The organism is Nocardioides nanhaiensis, assembly GCF_039542785.1.
Classification (GTDB): Bacteria; Actinomycetota; Actinomycetes; order Propionibacteriales; family Nocardioidaceae; genus Nocardioides; species Nocardioides nanhaiensis.
The window spans coordinates 636350-652535 of sequence record NZ_BAABIM010000002.1; the positions used below are offsets into that span (position 1 = coordinate 636350).

A 16186-nucleotide genomic window follows, 5' to 3' on the forward strand; every position below is an offset into this window, starting at 1 on the left:
GTGCCGGCGTCGGGGCGTCTCTCAGCGCGCGGTGAGGTCACCGCGCACCAGGTCCGGTCCGCCGAAGGTCTCGGCCGGGTCGAAGCCGGTGGCCAGGATCTTGTTCTGCGCGTCGACGAACACCACGTGCGGTTGGTGCTCGCGAGCCTCCTCGGTGGTCATCTGCCCGTAGGCGATCAGGATCACCAGGTCACCGGGGTGCACCAGGCGGGCGGCTGCGCCGTTGATGCCGATCACGCCGCTGCCCCGCTCGCCGGCGATCGTGTAGGTCTCCAGGCGGGCGCCGTTGGTGATGTCGACGATGTGCACCAGCTCGCCGGGCAGCAGGTCGGCGGCGTCGAGCAGGTCGGCGTCCACGGTCACCGAGCCCACGTAGTGCAGGTCGGCCTGGGTGACGGTGGCGCGGTGGATCTTGGAGGTCATCATCGTGCGGAGCATCAGCGGTCTCCTTCGTCGGTCTGGGCGGGGCCGGCTCCGAGGTGGAGCGGCAGGTTGTCGATCAGGCGGGTGGTGCCCACGCGGGCGGCCACGAGGATCCGGGCCTCGGTGCCGGGCGGCGGGTCGGCGTCGAGCGGGGCGAGGTCGGGGGTGGTGAGGGCCAGGTAGTCGAGCTCGACGCCCGGGGCGTCGTCGAGCACGGCCCGGGCGGCCGCGAGCGCGGCGGCGGCGCCCCCGCCGGCGGCGTCGACCCCGGCGCGCAGGGCCCGGGAGAGCGCGAGCGCCTGCTGGCGCTGCTCGGCGTCCAGGTAGGTGTTGCGGCTCGAGAGCGCCAGTCCGTCGGGCTCGCGGACGGTCTCGGCGCCGACGACCTCGACGCCCAGGCACAGGTCGGCGGCCATCCGGCGCACCAGCACCAGCTGCTGGTAGTCCTTCTGGCCGAAGACGGCGACGTCGGGCCGCACCAGGCCGAAGAGCTTGGCCACCACCAGCAGCACGCCGCCGAAGTGGGTGGGCCGCGAGCCGCCTTCCAGCACGGAGCCGAGCGGGCCGGGGTCGGGCCGCACCACGGTGCCCTCGGGGCCGTCGGGATAGACGTCGTGCACGGTGGGGGCGTAGACGACGTCGACGCCCTCGCGCGCGCAGACCTCCAGGTCCGCGTCCAGCGTGCGTGGGTAGGCGTCGAGGTCCTCGCCGGCGGCGAACTGGGTCGGGTTGACGAACACCGAGACCACCACCGGCGCCTGCGCGCCCACCTCGGCGCGGGCGCGCGCCATCAGGCTGGCGTGGCCCACGTGCAGCGCGCCCATCGTGGGCACGAAGCCGACACGGAGCCCGTCCCGACGGGCGGGCGCCAGCAGCTCGGCGAGCTCGGCCCGGGTGCGGGCGACGGCGGGTCGGGTCCGGGTGTCGGTGCGGGAGTCGGCGGGCGCCGTCGTCACCGGGTGCTCCGGCTGCTCCAGGCCGGCGGCGTGCTCGCGGCCTCGGCCAGCGCCTCGTCGAGCAGCTGGTTGATCTTGAGGGCGCGGATCGGCAGCACCCGACCGTCGGTGACGGCGCGTCCCAGCGTGGCACGGGCCATGGCCACGTAGGAGGGCAGCGTGGTGGGCGCCTGGGCGGCGATGTCGGCCAGGTGCGCCTGCACGGTGCCGGCGTCGCCGCGCACGATCGGGCCGGTGAGGGCGGCGTCGCCGTGGGCCAGTGCGTTGTCGAGCGCGGCGGTGAGCAGCGGGCGCAGCGTGCCGGCGGGGTCGGTGGCGCCGGCCGCCGTCAGCAGCTGCATGGCCTCGCTGACCAGCGTGACCAGGTGGTTGGCGCCGTGCGCCAGACCCGCGTGGTAGAGCGTGCGCATCTGCTCCGGCACCCACATCGGCCTGCCACCCAGGTCGGCCACGAGCCGCTCGGCGACGGCGCGCTCGGCGTCGGGCGCCGTCAGGCCGAAGACGCAGCCGCCCAGGCGCTCGAGGTCGACGGCGGTGCCGGTGAAGGTCATCGCGGGGTGCAGGGCCAGCGTGCGCGCGCCGGCCTCGGCGGCGGGCGACAGCACGGCCAGGCCGTGGCGGCCGCTGGTGTGGACGACCAGCTGACCCTCGTGCAGCGCGCCGCTGGCGGCCAGCATGCTGACGACGTTGCCCAGCATGTCGTCGGGCACGGTGAGCAGCAGCAGGTCGCACGCGCGGGCGACCGCGGTGGGCTTGCTCGGCGTCCGGCCGGGCAGCAGCTCGGCGATCCGGCTGCGCGAGGCGTCGGACTCCCCCGCGACGGCGGCGACCTCGTGGCCGGCCTGCTCGAGCCGGGCGGCCAGCACGGCGCCCACCCGACCGGCGCCGACGACACCGATGCGGAAGCGCGTGCCGGGAGTGGCGGGGGTGCCTGCGGGCAGGCTCGGGGACTGCGACTGAGACATGGTGCGAACCTTTCGTTCCAGTCCCTCCGACCACCCGCCCCCGCGGTTCTCGGGGCCGGGCCGGTGTGGGTACCGGACGGTGTGCTCGTCGGCCTCGCCTTCGCGGAGCCTGGTGTCAGGTGCAACAAGGAGCCTAGACCGGCTTCTTCCACCGCGGATACCGATCCGCTCCGTGACCCGCACCACTCGCCGACCCGGCGTGAACATGTGTCAACAACGCACCGACCCGTCGCGAGAACGCACAGCTCGACCGCCGACCCGGCCCGACAACGCACGGCTCGACCGCCGACCCGGCCCGACAACGCACGGCTCGACGACCCAGCCATGCGCATTCACGCCAGGTCAGCGCCTTGTTGACGCGCATTCACGCCAGGTCAGCGCCTTGTTGACGCGCATTCACGCCGGGTCGGCGTGGAGGTCAGCCCACCTGGAGGGGGCGGGGGGCGCGGGGCAGCCAGTCGTGGGTGACGTGGTCGACGATGTGGACGCCGGGCGGGGCGTGGATCTCGTGGACGCCGGGCAGCACCCGGCCCTCCTTCAGCGCGTTGAAGACCTCCCACTCACGCCGCTTGCGCTTGTTGCGCCACGACGTGGCGAACGAGGCGGGATCGGTCCAGTGGGCGAACTCGTCGCCGTCGAGGTACTTCAGCTCCACGCAGAGGCCGTGCGGCAGGCCGATGGAGCGGCAGCGCTCCGGTGTCGTGCGGATCTCCCACTCGAAGGCCTTGGTGTAGACGAAGTCCGGGCCGATCGGGAAGCCCCACTCCTCGGCGTTGCGCAGGCCGAGGTCGAGGTAGCCGTGCGCGTCACCGTCGAGGTAGAGGCCGTGGCGCGGCACGCGGATGATCGACGGCACGTCGCCGACCTGCCAGCCGAGGTCGGCGATGGAGGCCTCCCCCTCGGTGGTCAGCACCATGTCGCCGTCCCACTTCCACGAGTAGCGCGTGCCCACCTGCGCGAAGCACCAGTTGTAGAAGTAGGAGAGCGAGTGCACCGAGAGCTCGTGGACGGCGCGGTGCTCCGCACCCGCGCGCGCCACGGCGAACGGGTAGTCGCGCACCTGCAGCTTCTCGCTGCGGGCGTGCTGCTCCGCGACCTGCGCCGCGACCTCGGCGGTGCCGTCGGTCGAGCCGTTGTCGACCAGCAGCACGTGGTCGCAGGCGCGCAGCAGCGGCGGCAGCACGAACGGCAGCGAGGGCGCCTCGTCCTTGACCCGCAGCACCGCGGTGGTGCCGGGGCGCAGCGGTCCGCGCACCCAGGGCCAGGTGATGTCGAACTCGGTGTGGCCCTCGAGGTTGGCGATGCCCTCGCGGCCGGCGTGCGCCGTCACGGGCGCTCGCGGCCCGCGGCGCGGCGCAGGGCCTGGCGGGCCTTCGGCGGCACCAGGGCGCGCACGGAGTGCGGGATCCTGTCGGCCACGCGGCCGGCGTCCGACGACGGCGCCGCCGGCGCGGGTCCGGGACGACCGCCGCCACCCCCGCCGCCCTTGAGCTGACGGCGCGTGGTCTGCTCGGCGGCCACCACCGAGGAGCGCGAGATCGCCTCGGACTCGGCGTAGAGGTCCACGTACTCCTCGCGCAGCTGGTCGAGGGTGGCGTGCACCTGCGGGGTGTCGCCGCCCTCGTCGGCGAGCTTGTTGAGCTCCTCCCACGTCTGCGCGGTGAGGTCGTGCAGACGCCGCGGCAGGGCGAGGTCCTCCAGGCTCTGGCTCATCCGGCGCAGCGAGGGGTCGACGAAGCGGTGGCCGTCGCGGATCTGCTCGCTGCGCGCGTGCATGACGTGCTGCAGCTGCAGCCGCTCCCCCACCGACATCGTCACGCGGGTCCAGTCGTCGAGCAGGTCGCCGTAGCGCACGAACACGCGGCCGCCGTCGGCCACGGACTCGCGGGTGGCGCGCTCGGTGTGCAGCAGCATGTTGAGCCACGAGGCGGCCAGGTGCGCCGAGCCGAGCTTGTTGGCGTAGTAGGTCTGCTTGCTGCCCACGACCTCCGCGGGCGGGCGCAGCATGGTGGCGAAGACGGGCGTGGCGCCGCAGCGGATGGCCGCCACCCGCCACAGCGAGAGGAACCAGCTCAGCCGCGGGTCCTTGACGACGAGCTCGCGGTTGACGTCGAAGTGCCCGTCGAGCCACTCCGCGGTGGCGATCCGCTCGGGCTCGCGGGTGGCCACCCGGCCGGTCTCGAACCAGGCGTCGGGGCGCGAGTCGCTCACCTGCACCAGCGCCTCCTTGAGCAGCCGGTCGTGGTGGTCGACCACCCAGCGCGGCTCCCCGAACCCCTTGGGGTTGGTGGCGTCGGCCTCGACCTCGGGCTGCGGCACGTGCAGGCCGAGGATCGACATCAGCCCGGCCATGGTGCTGGTGCCGCTGCGGCCGGCACCGGCCACGAAGAGGACCTTGCGGGGGTACTCCTCCGGGGCGACGTCGGCGGGGTCGGTACCGGTGCTGCTCGCGGGGCTGGGGCTGCTCACGGTCGGTGAGCCTAACGGCCACTACGGTGCGGGCATGACGTCGTGGCTGCCGGGCAGGTCGCGCCGCGCGCCGCTGGTGAGCGTCGTGGTGCCCGTCTACCGGGTTGAGCGCTACCTGGCGAGCTGCCTGGATACCGTGCTGGCCTCCACGCACGCGAACCTCGACGTGGTCGTGGTCGACGACGGCTCCCCCGACGCCTCGGGCGAGATCGCCGAGGAGTTCGCGCGCCGCGACCCCCGGGTGCGGGTGGTGCACACCGAGAACCGCGGCCTGGGCGCGGCCCGCAACGAGGGCGTGCGCCACGCCCGCGGGGAGTACCTGGCCTTCGCCGACTCCGACGACCTGGTGCCGCCGGCCGCCTACGAGGTGATGCTGCGCCAGGCGCGGCGCGCGGGCTGCGACTTCGTCACCGGCTCGATCACCCGGTGGGAGGGCGAGGAGCGGGTGACGCCGCCGTGGATGCGCCGGTTGCACCGACAGCGGGCCGCTCTCCTGATCGAGCAGGAGCCAGAGCTGCTGGGCGACGTCTTCGCCTGGAACAAGCTGTTCCGCCGCGACTTCTACGACGGTGTGGGCCTCGCCTGGCCCGAGGGCGTGCGCTACGAGGACCAGCCCACCACCACCCGCGCCTACCTGGCCGCCCGCCGCTTCGGGGTGCTGCCCGACGTCGTCTACGTGTGGCGCATCCGCGCCGACGGCTCCTCGATCACCCAGCAGCGCGCCTCGCTGGCCGACCTCGAGGACCGCTGGACCACGAAGCGGATGGCGCTGGCGAGCGTGCGCGAGCACGGGTCGGACCGGGTCTCGAAGGTCTTCCACGACCGGGTGCTGGCCGGCGACCTGCACCGCTACTTCACCGCCATCCCCGGCTGCGACGACGACTGGTGGAGGCTCCTGCAGGCCGGCGTCGCCGAGATGTGGGCCGAGCGCTCGCTGACCCACAGCGGGCTGCCGCCGGTGCACCGACTCACCGGCTGGCTGGTCGAGCAGGACCGCCGCGACGACGCCGCCGCGGTGATGAGCTGGGTGGCCGACCTCGGTGGCCCGGCCCCGCGGGTCACCGACCGCGAGGGCCGGGTGGTGCTGGCGGTGCCGCCCGAGGTGCTCGCGCCCGGCAGCGTGCCGCACGCCGCGCTCGCCGTCCGCGACACCGAGCACTGACCCGGCACTGACCCGGCACTGACCGGCCACTGACCGGCCACTGACCGGCCACTGACGACGAACGGCGCCCGGGACCCACGGGTCCCGGGCGCCGTCGCACCGGATCAGGCTCGATCAGGCGTGATCGAGACGGGGCTGGTCAGACCAGGCCCTCCTCGGTGAGGAAGTCGTTGGCGACGTCCTCGACGGTCTCGCGGTCGACGGTGACGCGCACCAGCAGCTCGGCGAGCACCTCGTTGTCGAGCGCCGCCATCAGGTCGTCGAGCAGCGGCTCCACGGCCTCGTTCTCGGCCAGGAAGTCCGAGGAGACGGCGGGCACGAGGTTCTGGGCGGGCTGGATGCCGCGGTCGTCCTCGAGCAGCACCAGGCCCTGCTCCTCGAGCGTGCCGTCGAGGGTGCCGGTCTGGCCCAGCTGGGCCTCGCCGTCGATGACGGCGCCGTAGGTCTCGGGCGAGGCGTAGCCCAGGGGCAGCAGCTCGGTGATGTCGATGCCGTAGACGTCGCTCAGCCCGGCCTCGCAGTCCTCGCGGCCCTCGCAGTCGGGGGCGGCCGCGAGCACCACGGACTGGCCCTCGAGGTCGGAGAGCGCGCTGAGGCCCTCGGAGTCCGCGAAGTCCTGGCTCACGAAGTAGGCGTTCTGCGAGGTGGCCGGGGAAGGCTCGAGGAGGGTGATGCCCTCGGCCTCGGCGAGCGGGGCGATGGCCTCGAGCGAGGCGTCGGTGTCGGAGTCGGTGATGGGCTCGGCGCCCTCGCCGTTGGCCTGCACGTTGAGGAAGTCGCCGATGCCGGAGACGTACTCGGGGACGATGTCGACGTTGCCGGGGAACTCGGCCATGTAGATATCGCGGGTGTCGACGAGCTGGGTCTCCACGGTGTAGCCGGCGTCCTCGAGCACGCCGGCGTACATGGCGGTGACCAGGGCCGCCTCGTCGAAGCTCTGGCTGGCGAGGGTGACGTCGCCGCCGCCGGCGGGCGCGGAGGCGTCCTCGGAGGCGGCGTCGGAGGACTCGTCGGAGGTGGTGGTCTCGTCCTCCTCGGCCAGGTCGTCGCCGGCGCAGGCGCCGAGGGAGGTGACCAGGGTGGCCGCGAAGGTGGCCGCGATGGCGCGGCGCAGCGTGCGGGTCTGCTTCATGGGGTTCGTTCCTTCTGTGTCCCGTGACCGGCGGCCACGCGTGTCCGGTGACGACCCCGTCTTCTCCAGGGGCGTCGCACCCGCCGTCGGTGCGACGGAGGGCGGATCAGGGAAGCCTAGATGCCGCCGCCGACGTCGTCGCGGGATCCTGCGACTCGGTCTCCTCGCCGGCCCCACCCGCGGTGCCCGGTCGACCCTGTCCGGCGCCCCGCATCGGGTCCACCGCCCGCTGCACCGCCGCGGCAGCCAGCTCCAGCACCAGCGCCACGAGGGCGACGACGATCGCGGCGCCGATGCCCTGGCTGTAGCGGTCGTTGGCGAAGCCCTCGGTGATGATGCGACCGAGCCCCGGGCCGGCCACGAGCGCGGCGATGGTGGCGGTGGCCCACACCTGCACGAGCGCCAGCCGGATGCCCGACATCACCAGCGGCAGCGCCAGGGGCAGCTCGACGCGCCAGAACTTCTGCGAGCCCGACATGCCCATGCCGTCGGCGGCCTCGCGGGCGTCCGGGGGCACCTCGCGCATCGCCACGTAGGACTGGGTGACCAGCGGCGGCAGCGCGAAGAGCGCCAGCGCGATCAGGGTGGCCAGGCCGGCGCGACCGTAGGGGCCGAAGGTCTGGGAGCCCGGCCAGTCCAGGGTCACCAGCAGCGCCAGCAGCGCGAAGGTCGGGACGGCGCGGCCCACGTTGGAGATGTTGATGGCGAGGAAGCCGCCGCGACCCAGGTGGCCCAGCCACAGCGCCAGCGGCAGCGCGATCGCCATCGCCAGGCCGAGCGCGGTGACGGTGAGCAGCAGCTGCTCGACCAGCCGGGCCAGGATGCCGCCGGAGCCGGTCCAGCTGGCGGCGTCGGTGAGGTAGCGCCAGGTGTCGGCGAAGAGCCTCATGCGCCCGCCCCCTGCCGGGTCCACGGCGTCAGCACGCGCTGGGTGAGCACGATGACGACGTCGAGCAGCACAGCGAGCACCACGCAGAGCACGGCGGCAGTGAGCAGCTCGGCGCGGAAGTCGTACTGGCGGCCGTGGTTGATCAGGTCACCGAGCCCGCCGTAGGAGACGAGCGTGCCGACGGTGGTGAGCGCCACCGTGGAGACGGTGGCCACGCGCAGGCCGCCCATGACGACGGGCAGGGCCAGCGGCAGCTCCACGCGCAGCAGCAGCCGCGTCGGCCCGTAGCCCATCCCCGTGGCCGACTCGCGCACGTCGTCCGGCACCGCGCGCAGTCCGTCGAGCAGCGCGCGCACCAGGATGGTCAGGCAGTAGAGCGCCAGGCCGATCACGACGGTGAGCGCCGAGAGCCCGGTGAACGGCACCAGGATCGGGAACAGCGCGAGCGAGGGGATCGTGTACAGGCCGGTGGAGAAGCCGACGACGCCGGACTCCAGGCGGGTCACGCGCCGCGCGAGCAGCGCCAGCGGGAAGGCGATGAGCAGGCCGAGCAGCACCGCGCTGACCGTGATGAGCAGGTGCTCCACGGTGGCGTCGACGATCTCGTCCTGGCGGTCGCGCACGTAGTCGAGGCAGAACCACTCGTTGACGAACCGGCTGTAGCAGCTCGGCCCGTCGTCGGCGGCCTGCGCCACGGGCGCAGCGGCCGGCAGTAGGGTCACCGCATGGACGGTACCGGCTCACCGAGCGGATCCGCGGCAGCCCCGGCGAGCACGATGATCCGGCTGACCGGCGTCGGCAAGACCTACCCCGACGGCACGGTCGCCGTGCACGAGCTCGACCTCGACGTCGCGCGCGGCGAGATGGTGGTGCTCGTCGGGCCCTCGGGCTGCGGCAAGTCGACGACGCTGAAGATGATCAACCGGCTGATCGAGCCGACGACGGGCCGCATCGAGATCGACGGCCAGGACGTCACCGACGCCGACCCGGTCAAGCTGCGCCGCGACATCGGCTACGTGATCCAGCAGATCGGGTTGTTCCCGCACCAGCGCATCACCGCCAACGTGATGACCGTGCCGCTGCTGCACGGCGAGTCCAAGAGCACTGCTCGCCAGCGCGCCGAGGAGCTGCTCGACGTCGTCGGCCTCGACCCCGCCACCTACGGCGACCGCTACCCCCACCAGCTCTCGGGCGGCCAGCGCCAGCGCGTCGGCGTCGCCCGGGCGCTCGCCGCCAACCCGCCGGTGCTGCTGATGGACGAGCCGTTCGGCGCCGTCGACCCGGTGGTGCGGGTCAAGCTGCAGGACGAGTTCCTGCGACTGCAGCGCGACCTCGGCAAGACCGTGGTGATGGTGACCCACGACATCGACGAGGCCGTCCGGATGGGCGACCGCGTCGCCGTCTTCGCCGCGGGCGGGCGCCTCGCGCAGTTCGGGACCCCGGCCGAGCTGCTCGCCCGCCCCGCCGACGACTTCGTGGAGGACTTCGTGGGCGCCACCCGTGGCCTGCGGCGACTCACCGTCACCGCCATCGACCCCGCCCACCTCGAGCCCATGGACGGCGTCACCGCCGGCGAGCTGGGCGCGACGGTCTCGGTCGACGCCTCGCTGGAGGAGGCGCTCGCCGCGATGCTGCGCGAGGACAAGGCGATGGTGGGCGTGCGCCGCGGCGCCGAGTTCGTCGGCGTCCTGACGCCGGCCGGGGTGCACCGCGCGCTGCGGGCCTCGCTGCGCGACGCCTGAGCCTCAGCCGCTGCTCGAGTAGCGGCGTCCCGAGGGACGAGGGACGGCGCGTACCGGGATCCCGTGCCCGACCGACCACCCTCTCGCGTGCGTGGTCACCGCAGATCGGTCAGTCGGCCTCGACGACCGGCACGTCGCGGTGCCAGGACTGGGTGACGTACCGCGTCTCCCAGCCCAGGCCGAGGTAGAGCTCGGAGGCACCGGTGGGCGAGTCGGCGTCGACCTCGAGGCCGACGCTGTCGCGACCGCGCGCGGCGGCGTCGGCGATGATCGTGTGCAGCAGGCCCTTGGCGACGCCGCGGCCGCGCGCGGACTCGAGCACGCCGATGTAGCTCACGTAGGAGCTGTCGGGGCCGTTGCTGCTGGGCGAGACCTCGCCGATCAGCGCGCCGACGGGCTGGGGCTCCGGGCCGTCGGTCAGCTCGGCGAGCCACCAGTGGTGCCAGCGGTGGCCGGGCTCGAGGCGCAGCCGGTGCAGGAACTCCTCGAAGGTCTCCTCGTGGGAGTTGAAGTGGTCGGTGAAGGCGCTCTCGAGCACCTCGTGCACCTCGCGCAGGTCCTGCTCCTCGGGCATCCCGTCGCCGGTGCGGCGCACGAGCCGGAAGGTGACGTCGCGCCCGTCCCACTCGGCGGGGTCGGGCACCAGCTCGGACTCCTCGGGGGCCACCGGGCGGCTCATCTGCCACCAGGTGCGCACCATCGTGAAGCCCTGCGCGGCCAACCAGCGGTGCTGGCGCTCGTCGTCGGCGAAGGCCCCGGTGTCGATCTGCTGGGTCTCCAGCCCGCGGGCGGCGCCGACGGCGCGGGCCTGGCCGACGGCCCACTCGACCAGGACGTCGGAGCACGCGCGGCCCAGGCGCTCGTCGAGGTCGCGGGCCACCACGTGCACGAACAGCATCCGGCCGCCGGCGCGGTCGTGCACGCTGCCCCAGGCCTGGATCTCGCCCTCGGGGTCGCGCACGACCACGTTCTCGCGGGTGCGCAGGGAGGCCTCGGAGACCTCGAGCAGCACGTCGTCGACGCCGGCGCCGGCCCAGCCGCGGCCGGCGGACTCGTGCGCCCGCAGCAGGTGGGTCAGCCGCGCGACGGTGAAGCGGTCACCGGCGTCGGGCGTCGCGATCTCCCAGCCGTCGGGAAGCGTCGGCGGGAGCTCGACGAGCTCCTCGGGGTCACTCTCGAAACGGGACTCCTCGGGGATCACGAGGGGTCATTGTGCCGGACGCCGCCGGGGCGCCCCCCGGCGGTGCTGGTGCTGACGGGCGACTCAGGCGTGCTTGCGGTGGGTCTCGCCCGCCTGCCACTGGGCGAGCGTGATGTCGAGCTCCTGCTCCAGCTCGACGACGCGCACGATCGCCTCGGCGGCGCGCTCGTCGGCGTCGGCCAGGCGACGCTGCACCTCGGCGCGCTCGCGCTCGGCCTGCTCGGCGCGGGCGGTGGTGGAGGCCAGGCGGGCGCGAGCCCGGTCCAGGTCGCTGCGGGCGGAGCTGAGCGAGGTGCGCAGCTCGCCGATGCGGGCCTTCTGCTGCCCCACGGTGGCGTCCTGCTCGAGGATCCGGGCGTGCTGCTCGGTGAGCACGGCCTCGGCGTCGTCGAGGCGGGCGCTGATGGCGGTGACGAACTCCCGGTGCTCCACCGCGCGGCACGCGGCGAGGTCCTGGTAGTCGCGGGCCAGCGTGGCGCGCTCGCGGGCGGTGGCGCGGTGCACGTCGGTGAGGTCGGAGTAGACCAGGCGGCAGGCGACGGCGCCGAGCGCGACGGCGAGCACGGCGGCGATCAGCAGCAGCACCCACAGACCGCTGAGAGCCGCGCCGGTGACCAACGCGGCGGCGAGGAGCAGCAGCCCCACCGAGGCCACCACCCGCGAGGAACGGGGGCGGCGGCGCGAGGGACCCGACGGGGAAGTCATGCCCGGATGCTAGGCGCGCCCGCCGTCGTCGGCCGGGAGCCACGCCGTCCCACGCGTCCCACCCGTCACAGCGAACTGGTGGCGGCGCGGCGCATGTTACTGACCGTTGCGAGTAGTAGGACCGGTCATGGCGAGGGGTCCTACTACTCGCGCGGGTCAGTAACATGCCGTCGCTCGCCCCACCAAGCCCACCAACCCCACCCGTCACAGCGAGCCGCGCCGCGCGTCAGGCGGGGGCAGCGCCAGGGGTGTCGTCACCGGGCCGCTTCGGGACCCGGCAGGCCCGCTCGAGCAGGTGGCCCGCGACGACGACGAGGACACCGCAGCCGGCCGCCACGAACGATCGGACCAGCCGCTGCTCGGCCAGCTGGGCGTCGACGCCCAGCCAGCTCACCGCGTAGCCCAGGTAGCCACCGGCGGCCAGGGCCCCGACGTAGAGGCAGGCGCGGGCCAGGGCCAGCCGGTTGAGGGCCTGGTGCGAGGGCAGTCGCTCGCGGCGCACGTGCACCGCGCGCCAGGTGGCCCACGCGGCACCGCCCAGCACGAGCGCCACCAGGAACAGCGCCAGCGGCTGGAGCCACGAGACGATCGGCGGCGTCATGCCGAACCGGTCGCTGCCGCGGTGCAGCAGCCACCCGCCCACCAGGCCGACGAGGGCCCAGGCGGCGATGCTGCCCGGCGGCGTGGGCCGCAGGTTGCCGGTGGGCTCCGGCTCGGAGGAGCGCTCTGCGCTCACCCGATCTCGAGCGCGAGGTCCTCGCGGTGGGTGAGGCCCTCGAGGCCGGTCTTGCCGAGCAGGTCGGCGATCGGGCCGTGCTCGGGGAAGACGGCGTCGGGCTCGAGGTCGTACCAGGGCTTGAGCACGAAGGCGCGCTCGTGGGCGCGCGGATGCGGCAGGCGCAGCGAGTCGGTGTCGCTGCGTCGGTCGCCGACCACGATCAGGTCGACGTCGAGCGTGCGCGGGCTGTTGACCTCGTCGGTGCGCTCGCGGCCGTAGGCGTCCTCGATGGCCAGCGCCCGGTCGAGCAGGCGGTTGGCGGCCAACGTGGTGTCGGCCAGCACGACGGCGTTCAGGTAGGCCCCGGAGCCCTCCGGGGCGTCGACCGGCTCGGTCTCGTAGACCGGGGAGACGCCGGTGACCCAGACGTCGGGGGTGTCGGCGAGCGCGTCGACGGCGCCCTGCAGGCTCGCCATCCGCTCCCCCAGGTTGGAGCCCAGGGCGATCACCACCCGGCGGATCGGACGCATCTCGCCGGTCAGCGTGTCGGCGTCGACGATGTGCGGGTTGGGGGTCTCAGTCACGGTCGGCCCTCGCGTCTCGGGTGATCGTCAGCGCGACGTCCCGGAACGTCGCGTCGATGGGTGCATCCGGCTTGTGAACCGTGACCCGGGCCCATTCAACACGGGAGTCCAAGAGGCAGACGTCCGCGATCCGTTGCGCCAGGGTCTCGATCAGGTCGACCGGGTCGTGCTCGACGGCAGCCTTCACCGACATCGCGAGACTTCCGTAGTCGACCGTGTCGTGCAAGTCGTCGGAGGCCGCCGCGGACGAGGTGTCGACGCCCAGCGTGAGGTCGACGACGAAGGTCTGGCCCTCGCGCTTCTCGTGCTCGAAGACGCCGTGGTACCCGTAGCACTCGAGGCCGAGCACGCTCAGCTCGTCGGTCACGCGGGGTCCTCCTCCTGCAGCCGGTTGATCACGGCAAGCACATCACGGGTGCCCCGCACGTCGTGCACCCGGACCCCCCACAGCCCGGGGTGGCGGGCAGCCAGCCAGGCAGTGACGGCGTGCCCACCCACCTCGCGCTCGCGCGGGGGGCGCGGGGCGCCGTCCGGGCCCTCCGCCAGGAGCGCGCCGAGGAAGCTCTTGCGGCTGGCGCCGACCAACAGCGGGAAACCCAGGTCCGCCACCCGGCCGAGCCCGCGCAGCAGCTGCCAGTTGTGATCGCCGTTCTTGGCGAAACCCAGGCCCGGGTCGAGCACCAGGCGCTCGTCGTCGATGCCGGCGGCCTGCGCCGCGGCCACGCGCTCGGCCAGCTCGGCCCGCACCGCCTCGACGACGCCGCCCGGCTCGTCGTAGACGGCGAAGTCGCGCATCCGCTCGCTGTGCGCGCGCCAGTGCATCGCCACGTAGGTCACGTGCGGGTGCGCCGCCACCACCTCGAGCACCTCGGGGTCGGCCAGGCCGCCGGAGACGTCGTTGACGACGCTCGCGCCCGCCGCCACCGCGGCCCGCGCGACCTCGGCGCGCATGGTGTCGACCGAGACCCGCGCCCCCTCCGCGGCCAGCGCCTCGATCACGGGCACCACCCGGTCGAGCTCCTGCGCCACCAGCGGCCGCGTCGCCCCCGGGCGCGTGGACTCCCCGCCGATGTCGAGCAGGTCCGCGCCCTGGGCCAGCAGCCGGCGCCCGTGCTCGACGGCGCTGGCGGCGTCGGCGTGCTCGCCGCCGTCGGAGAACGAGTCGGGCGTGACGTTGACGACGCCCATGACCAGCATGGGACGACGGTATCGGGAGATGCCGACGTCGATCCGGGCGAGTGTCGCGGGCGGCACCGTCGGATCGTCGTAGCATCCGCGCATGAGCGCGACGCGCGTCGTCCTGGCGCCCTCGGCCCCGGTGGCGAGCCGCCGGTTCGGCGAGGAGGTCGACCTCGTCCTCACCGACGGGGGCGCCGGGGACCTGCACGAGCGGCTCGCGCGGGTCCCCGAGCTCCGCCTGGTCGTCGACGCGCGCTGGCGCGACCCCGACCGTCAGCTCGCCAGGTGGCGCGACCTCTTCCTGCACCTGGCCGACGGCGGCACGTGGATGGTGCTGTGCGGGCCAGGAAACGACGGCGCCGTGCTCGAGCGGCTGCGGGAGCTCGCGGCGCAGGGAGATGGGCGCGGTCTCGGCCGCCGCTGGGCCGAACCGGCGCGCGCCATCGCCGACATCCGCGCCGGCGACCGCAGGGTCACCGTCACCAAGCGGGGGCACCACCTGGTCAAGACCCGCGACGCCGACGTGGATCGCGTGCTGGCCGCCCGCGCCCCCGACGTCGCGGTCACGGAGCTGGCCTCGTTCGGACCAGCCGTCCTCACGCCCCACCCGGCGAGCACCAGCCACGGCGACGACGGCTCCGTCGACCTGCACGGCGACCTTGCCGCCCCGGCCGCGCACCTGCGGCGCTACGAGGGTCGGTTGCACCTGGTCGAGGGCTCGGTGGTCCTGCACCCGGCCAGTCACACCCTGCTGCCCGACACCTACCGCTGGCACCTGCAGGACGTCCCCGTCAACAAGCGGCTGGTCGACGTCGACGCCCACGTCGCGCGCACGCGTCGGCCGGAGCCCGTGCACGAGCACCTGCCGGGCAGCTACTACTACCTCGACTACAAGAACCCGGGCCACTACGGACACCTGATGACCGAGGCGGTCTCCCGCCTGTGGGGGTGGCGGGCCGCGAAGCAGGCCGACCCCGACCTCAAGCTGCTGCTGCGCCGCACCGAGAAGCACGACCACGGGCGGCGTCGGCCCGACCTGCCGCTGCTGGCCGCCCTCGGCATCGCGCAGGAGGACGTCGCGTGGATGGACCACTCGGTCAGCGTCGACAGCCTGGTGGGGGTCACGCCCCTGTGGCACAACAAGGAGCCCTACTCCGCCCACCCGGCGATCCGCGATCTGTGGTCCGACCTGCGTACGGGGCTGCCGACCACGACCGTGGAGCCGGCCCCGCGGATCTTCGTCACCCGGGCCGCCACCGGTCACCGCGCCTGCCACGACCTCGCCGAGGTCGAGCAGCTCTTCCGCGGCCTCGGGTTCACCGTCGTCCAGCCGGGCGCCATGTCGGTCCCCGAGCAGGCCGCGCTCTTCGCCCAGGCGCGCGTGGTGGCCGGGTTCGGCGGCACCGGCATGTTCAACCTCGCCTTCGCCCGCGACGTCGAGCAGGTCGTCGTGCTCGCGCACACCGCCTACGACGCCCGCAACGAGCACCTCATGGCCGCGGTGCACGGGGTCCCTGTGCACTACCTGTGGAGCGAGCCCGATGTGCCCCACCCCGAGGGCGCGTGGAGCTACGAGGCCTTCCAGTCGCCGTGGACCTTCGGCGTGGACCGCCACCGCGCCACCCTCGCCCGCCTGCTCGGCGGTGCTTGAATGCCCGTCGTGACCGACCGCCCCGACCCGAGCCGCCCGGATCCCCTCCGCGTCGACCCGCTGCTCAGCCACGCACGACGCACCCGTGAGGGTGTCGAGGTGGTGCTGGTGCTGCCGGAGGCCAGCTTCGAGCGCGCGCAGGCGCGCCTACGGCTGCGCGCCGCGGCGCCCGACGACGAGACGGCCCACGGGTTCCCCGCGCGGGTCGAGACCTTGCCGCAGGGTCGGCGGGTCGTGACCGTCCTCCCCGACGACGGGGGACTCGCGGGCACCTGGCGGCTCCAGTTGCGACTCGGCCCCCGGCGCGCTCCCCAGGGGCTGCGCACACGGCTCGTGCTCGTGCCCGGCCGGCCGGTCGCCCTGCTGCCCTCCTTCGCCGAGTCGGCGCTCGGCAACTGAGGGCTGCGCCC

Annotated in this window: 18 protein-coding genes; 4 read left to right on the plus strand and 14 right to left on the minus strand. The window is 74.0% G+C overall.

What is annotated here, in order from left to right:
* Positions 1–21: 21 nt before the first annotated feature.
* From panD to ABD948_RS11205, 5 genes are all read right to left on the minus strand, one after another.
* Positions 22–438, minus strand: a complete 417-nt coding sequence (gene panD, locus ABD948_RS11185) for an aspartate 1-decarboxylase (protein WP_345265732.1) — start codon at positions 436–438, stop codon at positions 22–24.
* A complete protein-coding gene (gene panC / locus ABD948_RS11190) occupies positions 438–1379 on the minus strand; it encodes a pantoate--beta-alanine ligase (protein WP_345265734.1) in 942 nt (313 codons plus the stop codon). The genes panD and panC overlap by 1 nt, the downstream gene beginning before the upstream one ends.
* Positions 1376–2344, minus strand: coding sequence for a Rossmann-like and DUF2520 domain-containing protein (locus ABD948_RS11195; RefSeq protein ID WP_345265736.1), 969 nt, complete (start codon positions 2342–2344; stop codon positions 1376–1378). The genes panC and ABD948_RS11195 overlap by 4 nt, the downstream gene beginning before the upstream one ends.
* 418 nt (positions 2345–2762) lie before the next feature.
* Positions 2763–3674 (minus strand): hypothetical protein, encoded by a 912-nt coding sequence (locus ABD948_RS11200; protein ID WP_345265738.1) that lies wholly within the window; start codon positions 3672–3674, stop codon positions 2763–2765.
* Positions 3671–4813, minus strand: a complete 1143-nt coding sequence (locus ABD948_RS11205) for a sulfotransferase family protein (RefSeq protein ID WP_345265740.1) — start codon at positions 4811–4813, stop codon at positions 3671–3673. Before ABD948_RS11205 ends, ABD948_RS11200 begins: the two co-directional genes overlap by 4 nt.
* Positions 4814–4847: 34 nt before the next feature.
* Here ABD948_RS11205 and ABD948_RS11210 point away from each other — a divergent pair, with 34 nt between their 5' ends.
* Positions 4848–5975: a glycosyltransferase family 2 protein gene (locus ABD948_RS11210; protein ID WP_345265742.1), complete on the plus strand. Its 1128-nt coding sequence runs from the start codon at positions 4848–4850 to the stop codon at positions 5973–5975.
* 139 nt (positions 5976–6114) lie between these two features.
* Here the strand turns inward: ABD948_RS11210 and ABD948_RS11215 are convergent, their stop codons facing one another.
* The 3 genes from ABD948_RS11215 to ABD948_RS11225 form a co-directional block, all read right to left on the minus strand.
* Positions 6115–7107, minus strand: coding sequence for a glycine betaine ABC transporter substrate-binding protein (locus ABD948_RS11215; RefSeq protein WP_345265744.1), 993 nt, complete (start codon positions 7105–7107; stop codon positions 6115–6117).
* 106 nt (positions 7108–7213) lie between these two features.
* Positions 7214–7996 (minus strand): ABC transporter permease, encoded by a 783-nt coding sequence (locus ABD948_RS11220; RefSeq protein WP_345265746.1) that lies wholly within the window; start codon positions 7994–7996, stop codon positions 7214–7216.
* Positions 7993–8718 (minus strand): ABC transporter permease, encoded by a 726-nt coding sequence (locus ABD948_RS11225; RefSeq protein WP_345265748.1) that lies wholly within the window; start codon positions 8716–8718, stop codon positions 7993–7995. Before ABD948_RS11225 ends, ABD948_RS11220 begins: the two co-directional genes overlap by 4 nt.
* Before the next feature lie 3 nt (positions 8719–8721).
* Here ABD948_RS11225 and ABD948_RS11230 point away from each other — a divergent pair, with 3 nt between their 5' ends.
* On the plus strand, positions 8722–9738 hold the full coding sequence (locus tag ABD948_RS11230; protein WP_425576568.1) for an ABC transporter ATP-binding protein: 1017 nt from the start codon (positions 8722–8724) through the stop codon (positions 9736–9738).
* A 109-nt stretch (positions 9739–9847) separates the two neighbouring features.
* On the opposite strand, the gene ABD948_RS11235 is transcribed toward ABD948_RS11230, so the two are convergent.
* The 6 genes from ABD948_RS11235 to folP form a co-directional block, all read right to left on the minus strand.
* Positions 9848–10939 (minus strand): GNAT family N-acetyltransferase, encoded by a 1092-nt coding sequence (locus ABD948_RS11235; RefSeq protein ID WP_345265750.1) that lies wholly within the window; start codon positions 10937–10939, stop codon positions 9848–9850.
* A 63-nt stretch (positions 10940–11002) separates the two neighbouring features.
* Positions 11003–11644 carry a hypothetical protein gene (locus ABD948_RS11240; protein ID WP_345265752.1) on the minus strand — a complete coding sequence of 214 codons (642 nt, stop codon included), beginning with the start codon at positions 11642–11644 and terminating at the stop codon, positions 11003–11005.
* A gap of 226 nt (positions 11645–11870) precedes the next feature.
* Entirely contained in the window at positions 11871–12380 is a 510-nt protein-coding gene (locus tag ABD948_RS11245; RefSeq protein WP_345265754.1) for a DUF3180 domain-containing protein, read from the minus strand.
* Entirely contained in the window at positions 12377–12946 is a 570-nt protein-coding gene (gene folK, locus ABD948_RS11250) for a 2-amino-4-hydroxy-6-hydroxymethyldihydropteridine diphosphokinase (RefSeq protein WP_345265756.1), read from the minus strand. Before folK ends, ABD948_RS11245 begins: the two co-directional genes overlap by 4 nt.
* Entirely contained in the window at positions 12939–13313 is a 375-nt protein-coding gene (gene folB, locus ABD948_RS11255; protein ID WP_345265758.1) for a dihydroneopterin aldolase, read from the minus strand. The genes folK and folB overlap by 8 nt, the downstream gene beginning before the upstream one ends.
* On the minus strand, positions 13310–14143 hold the full coding sequence (gene folP / locus ABD948_RS11260) for a dihydropteroate synthase (protein WP_486348261.1): 834 nt from the start codon (positions 14141–14143) through the stop codon (positions 13310–13312). The genes folB and folP overlap by 4 nt, the downstream gene beginning before the upstream one ends.
* A gap of 82 nt (positions 14144–14225) precedes the next feature.
* Here folP and ABD948_RS11265 point away from each other — a divergent pair, with 82 nt between their 5' ends.
* Together ABD948_RS11265 and ABD948_RS11270 are read left to right on the plus strand one after the other, a co-directional pair.
* Positions 14226–15776 carry a glycosyltransferase family 61 protein gene (locus tag ABD948_RS11265; protein WP_345265760.1) on the plus strand — a complete coding sequence of 517 codons (1551 nt, stop codon included), beginning with the start codon at positions 14226–14228 and terminating at the stop codon, positions 15774–15776.
* Positions 15777–15785: 9 nt separating this feature from the next.
* Positions 15786–16175 (plus strand): hypothetical protein, encoded by a 390-nt coding sequence (locus ABD948_RS11270; protein ID WP_345265762.1) that lies wholly within the window; start codon positions 15786–15788, stop codon positions 16173–16175.
* Positions 16176–16186: the final 11 nt, after the last annotated feature.

What these genes read in the sequence shown, in the direction of transcription:
- panD (WP_345265732.1), bottom strand. Translation starts at nt 438, where the DNA reads ATGCTCCGCACGATGATGACCTCCAAGATCCACCGCGCCACCGTCACC.
- ABD948_RS11195 (WP_345265736.1), bottom strand. Translation starts at nt 2,344, where the DNA reads ATGTCTCAGTCGCAGTCCCCGAGCCTGCCCGCAGGCACCCCCGCCACT.
- ABD948_RS11210 (WP_345265742.1), top strand. Translation starts at nt 4,848, where the DNA reads ATGACGTCGTGGCTGCCGGGCAGGTCGCGCCGCGCGCCGCTGGTGAGC.
- ABD948_RS11215 (WP_345265744.1), bottom strand. Translation starts at nt 7,107, where the DNA reads ATGAAGCAGACCCGCACGCTGCGCCGCGCCATCGCGGCCACCTTCGCG.
- ABD948_RS11220 (WP_345265746.1), bottom strand. Translation starts at nt 7,996, where the DNA reads ATGAGGCTCTTCGCCGACACCTGGCGCTACCTCACCGACGCCGCCAGC.
- ABD948_RS11230 (WP_425576568.1), top strand. Translation starts at nt 8,722, where the DNA reads ATGGACGGTACCGGCTCACCGAGCGGATCCGCGGCAGCCCCGGCGAGC.
- ABD948_RS11240 (WP_345265752.1), bottom strand. Translation starts at nt 11,644, where the DNA reads ATGACTTCCCCGTCGGGTCCCTCGCGCCGCCGCCCCCGTTCCTCGCGG.
- folP (WP_486348261.1), bottom strand. Translation starts at nt 14,143, where the DNA reads ATGCTGGTCATGGGCGTCGTCAACGTCACGCCCGACTCGTTCTCCGAC.
- ABD948_RS11265 (WP_345265760.1), top strand. Translation starts at nt 14,226, where the DNA reads ATGAGCGCGACGCGCGTCGTCCTGGCGCCCTCGGCCCCGGTGGCGAGC.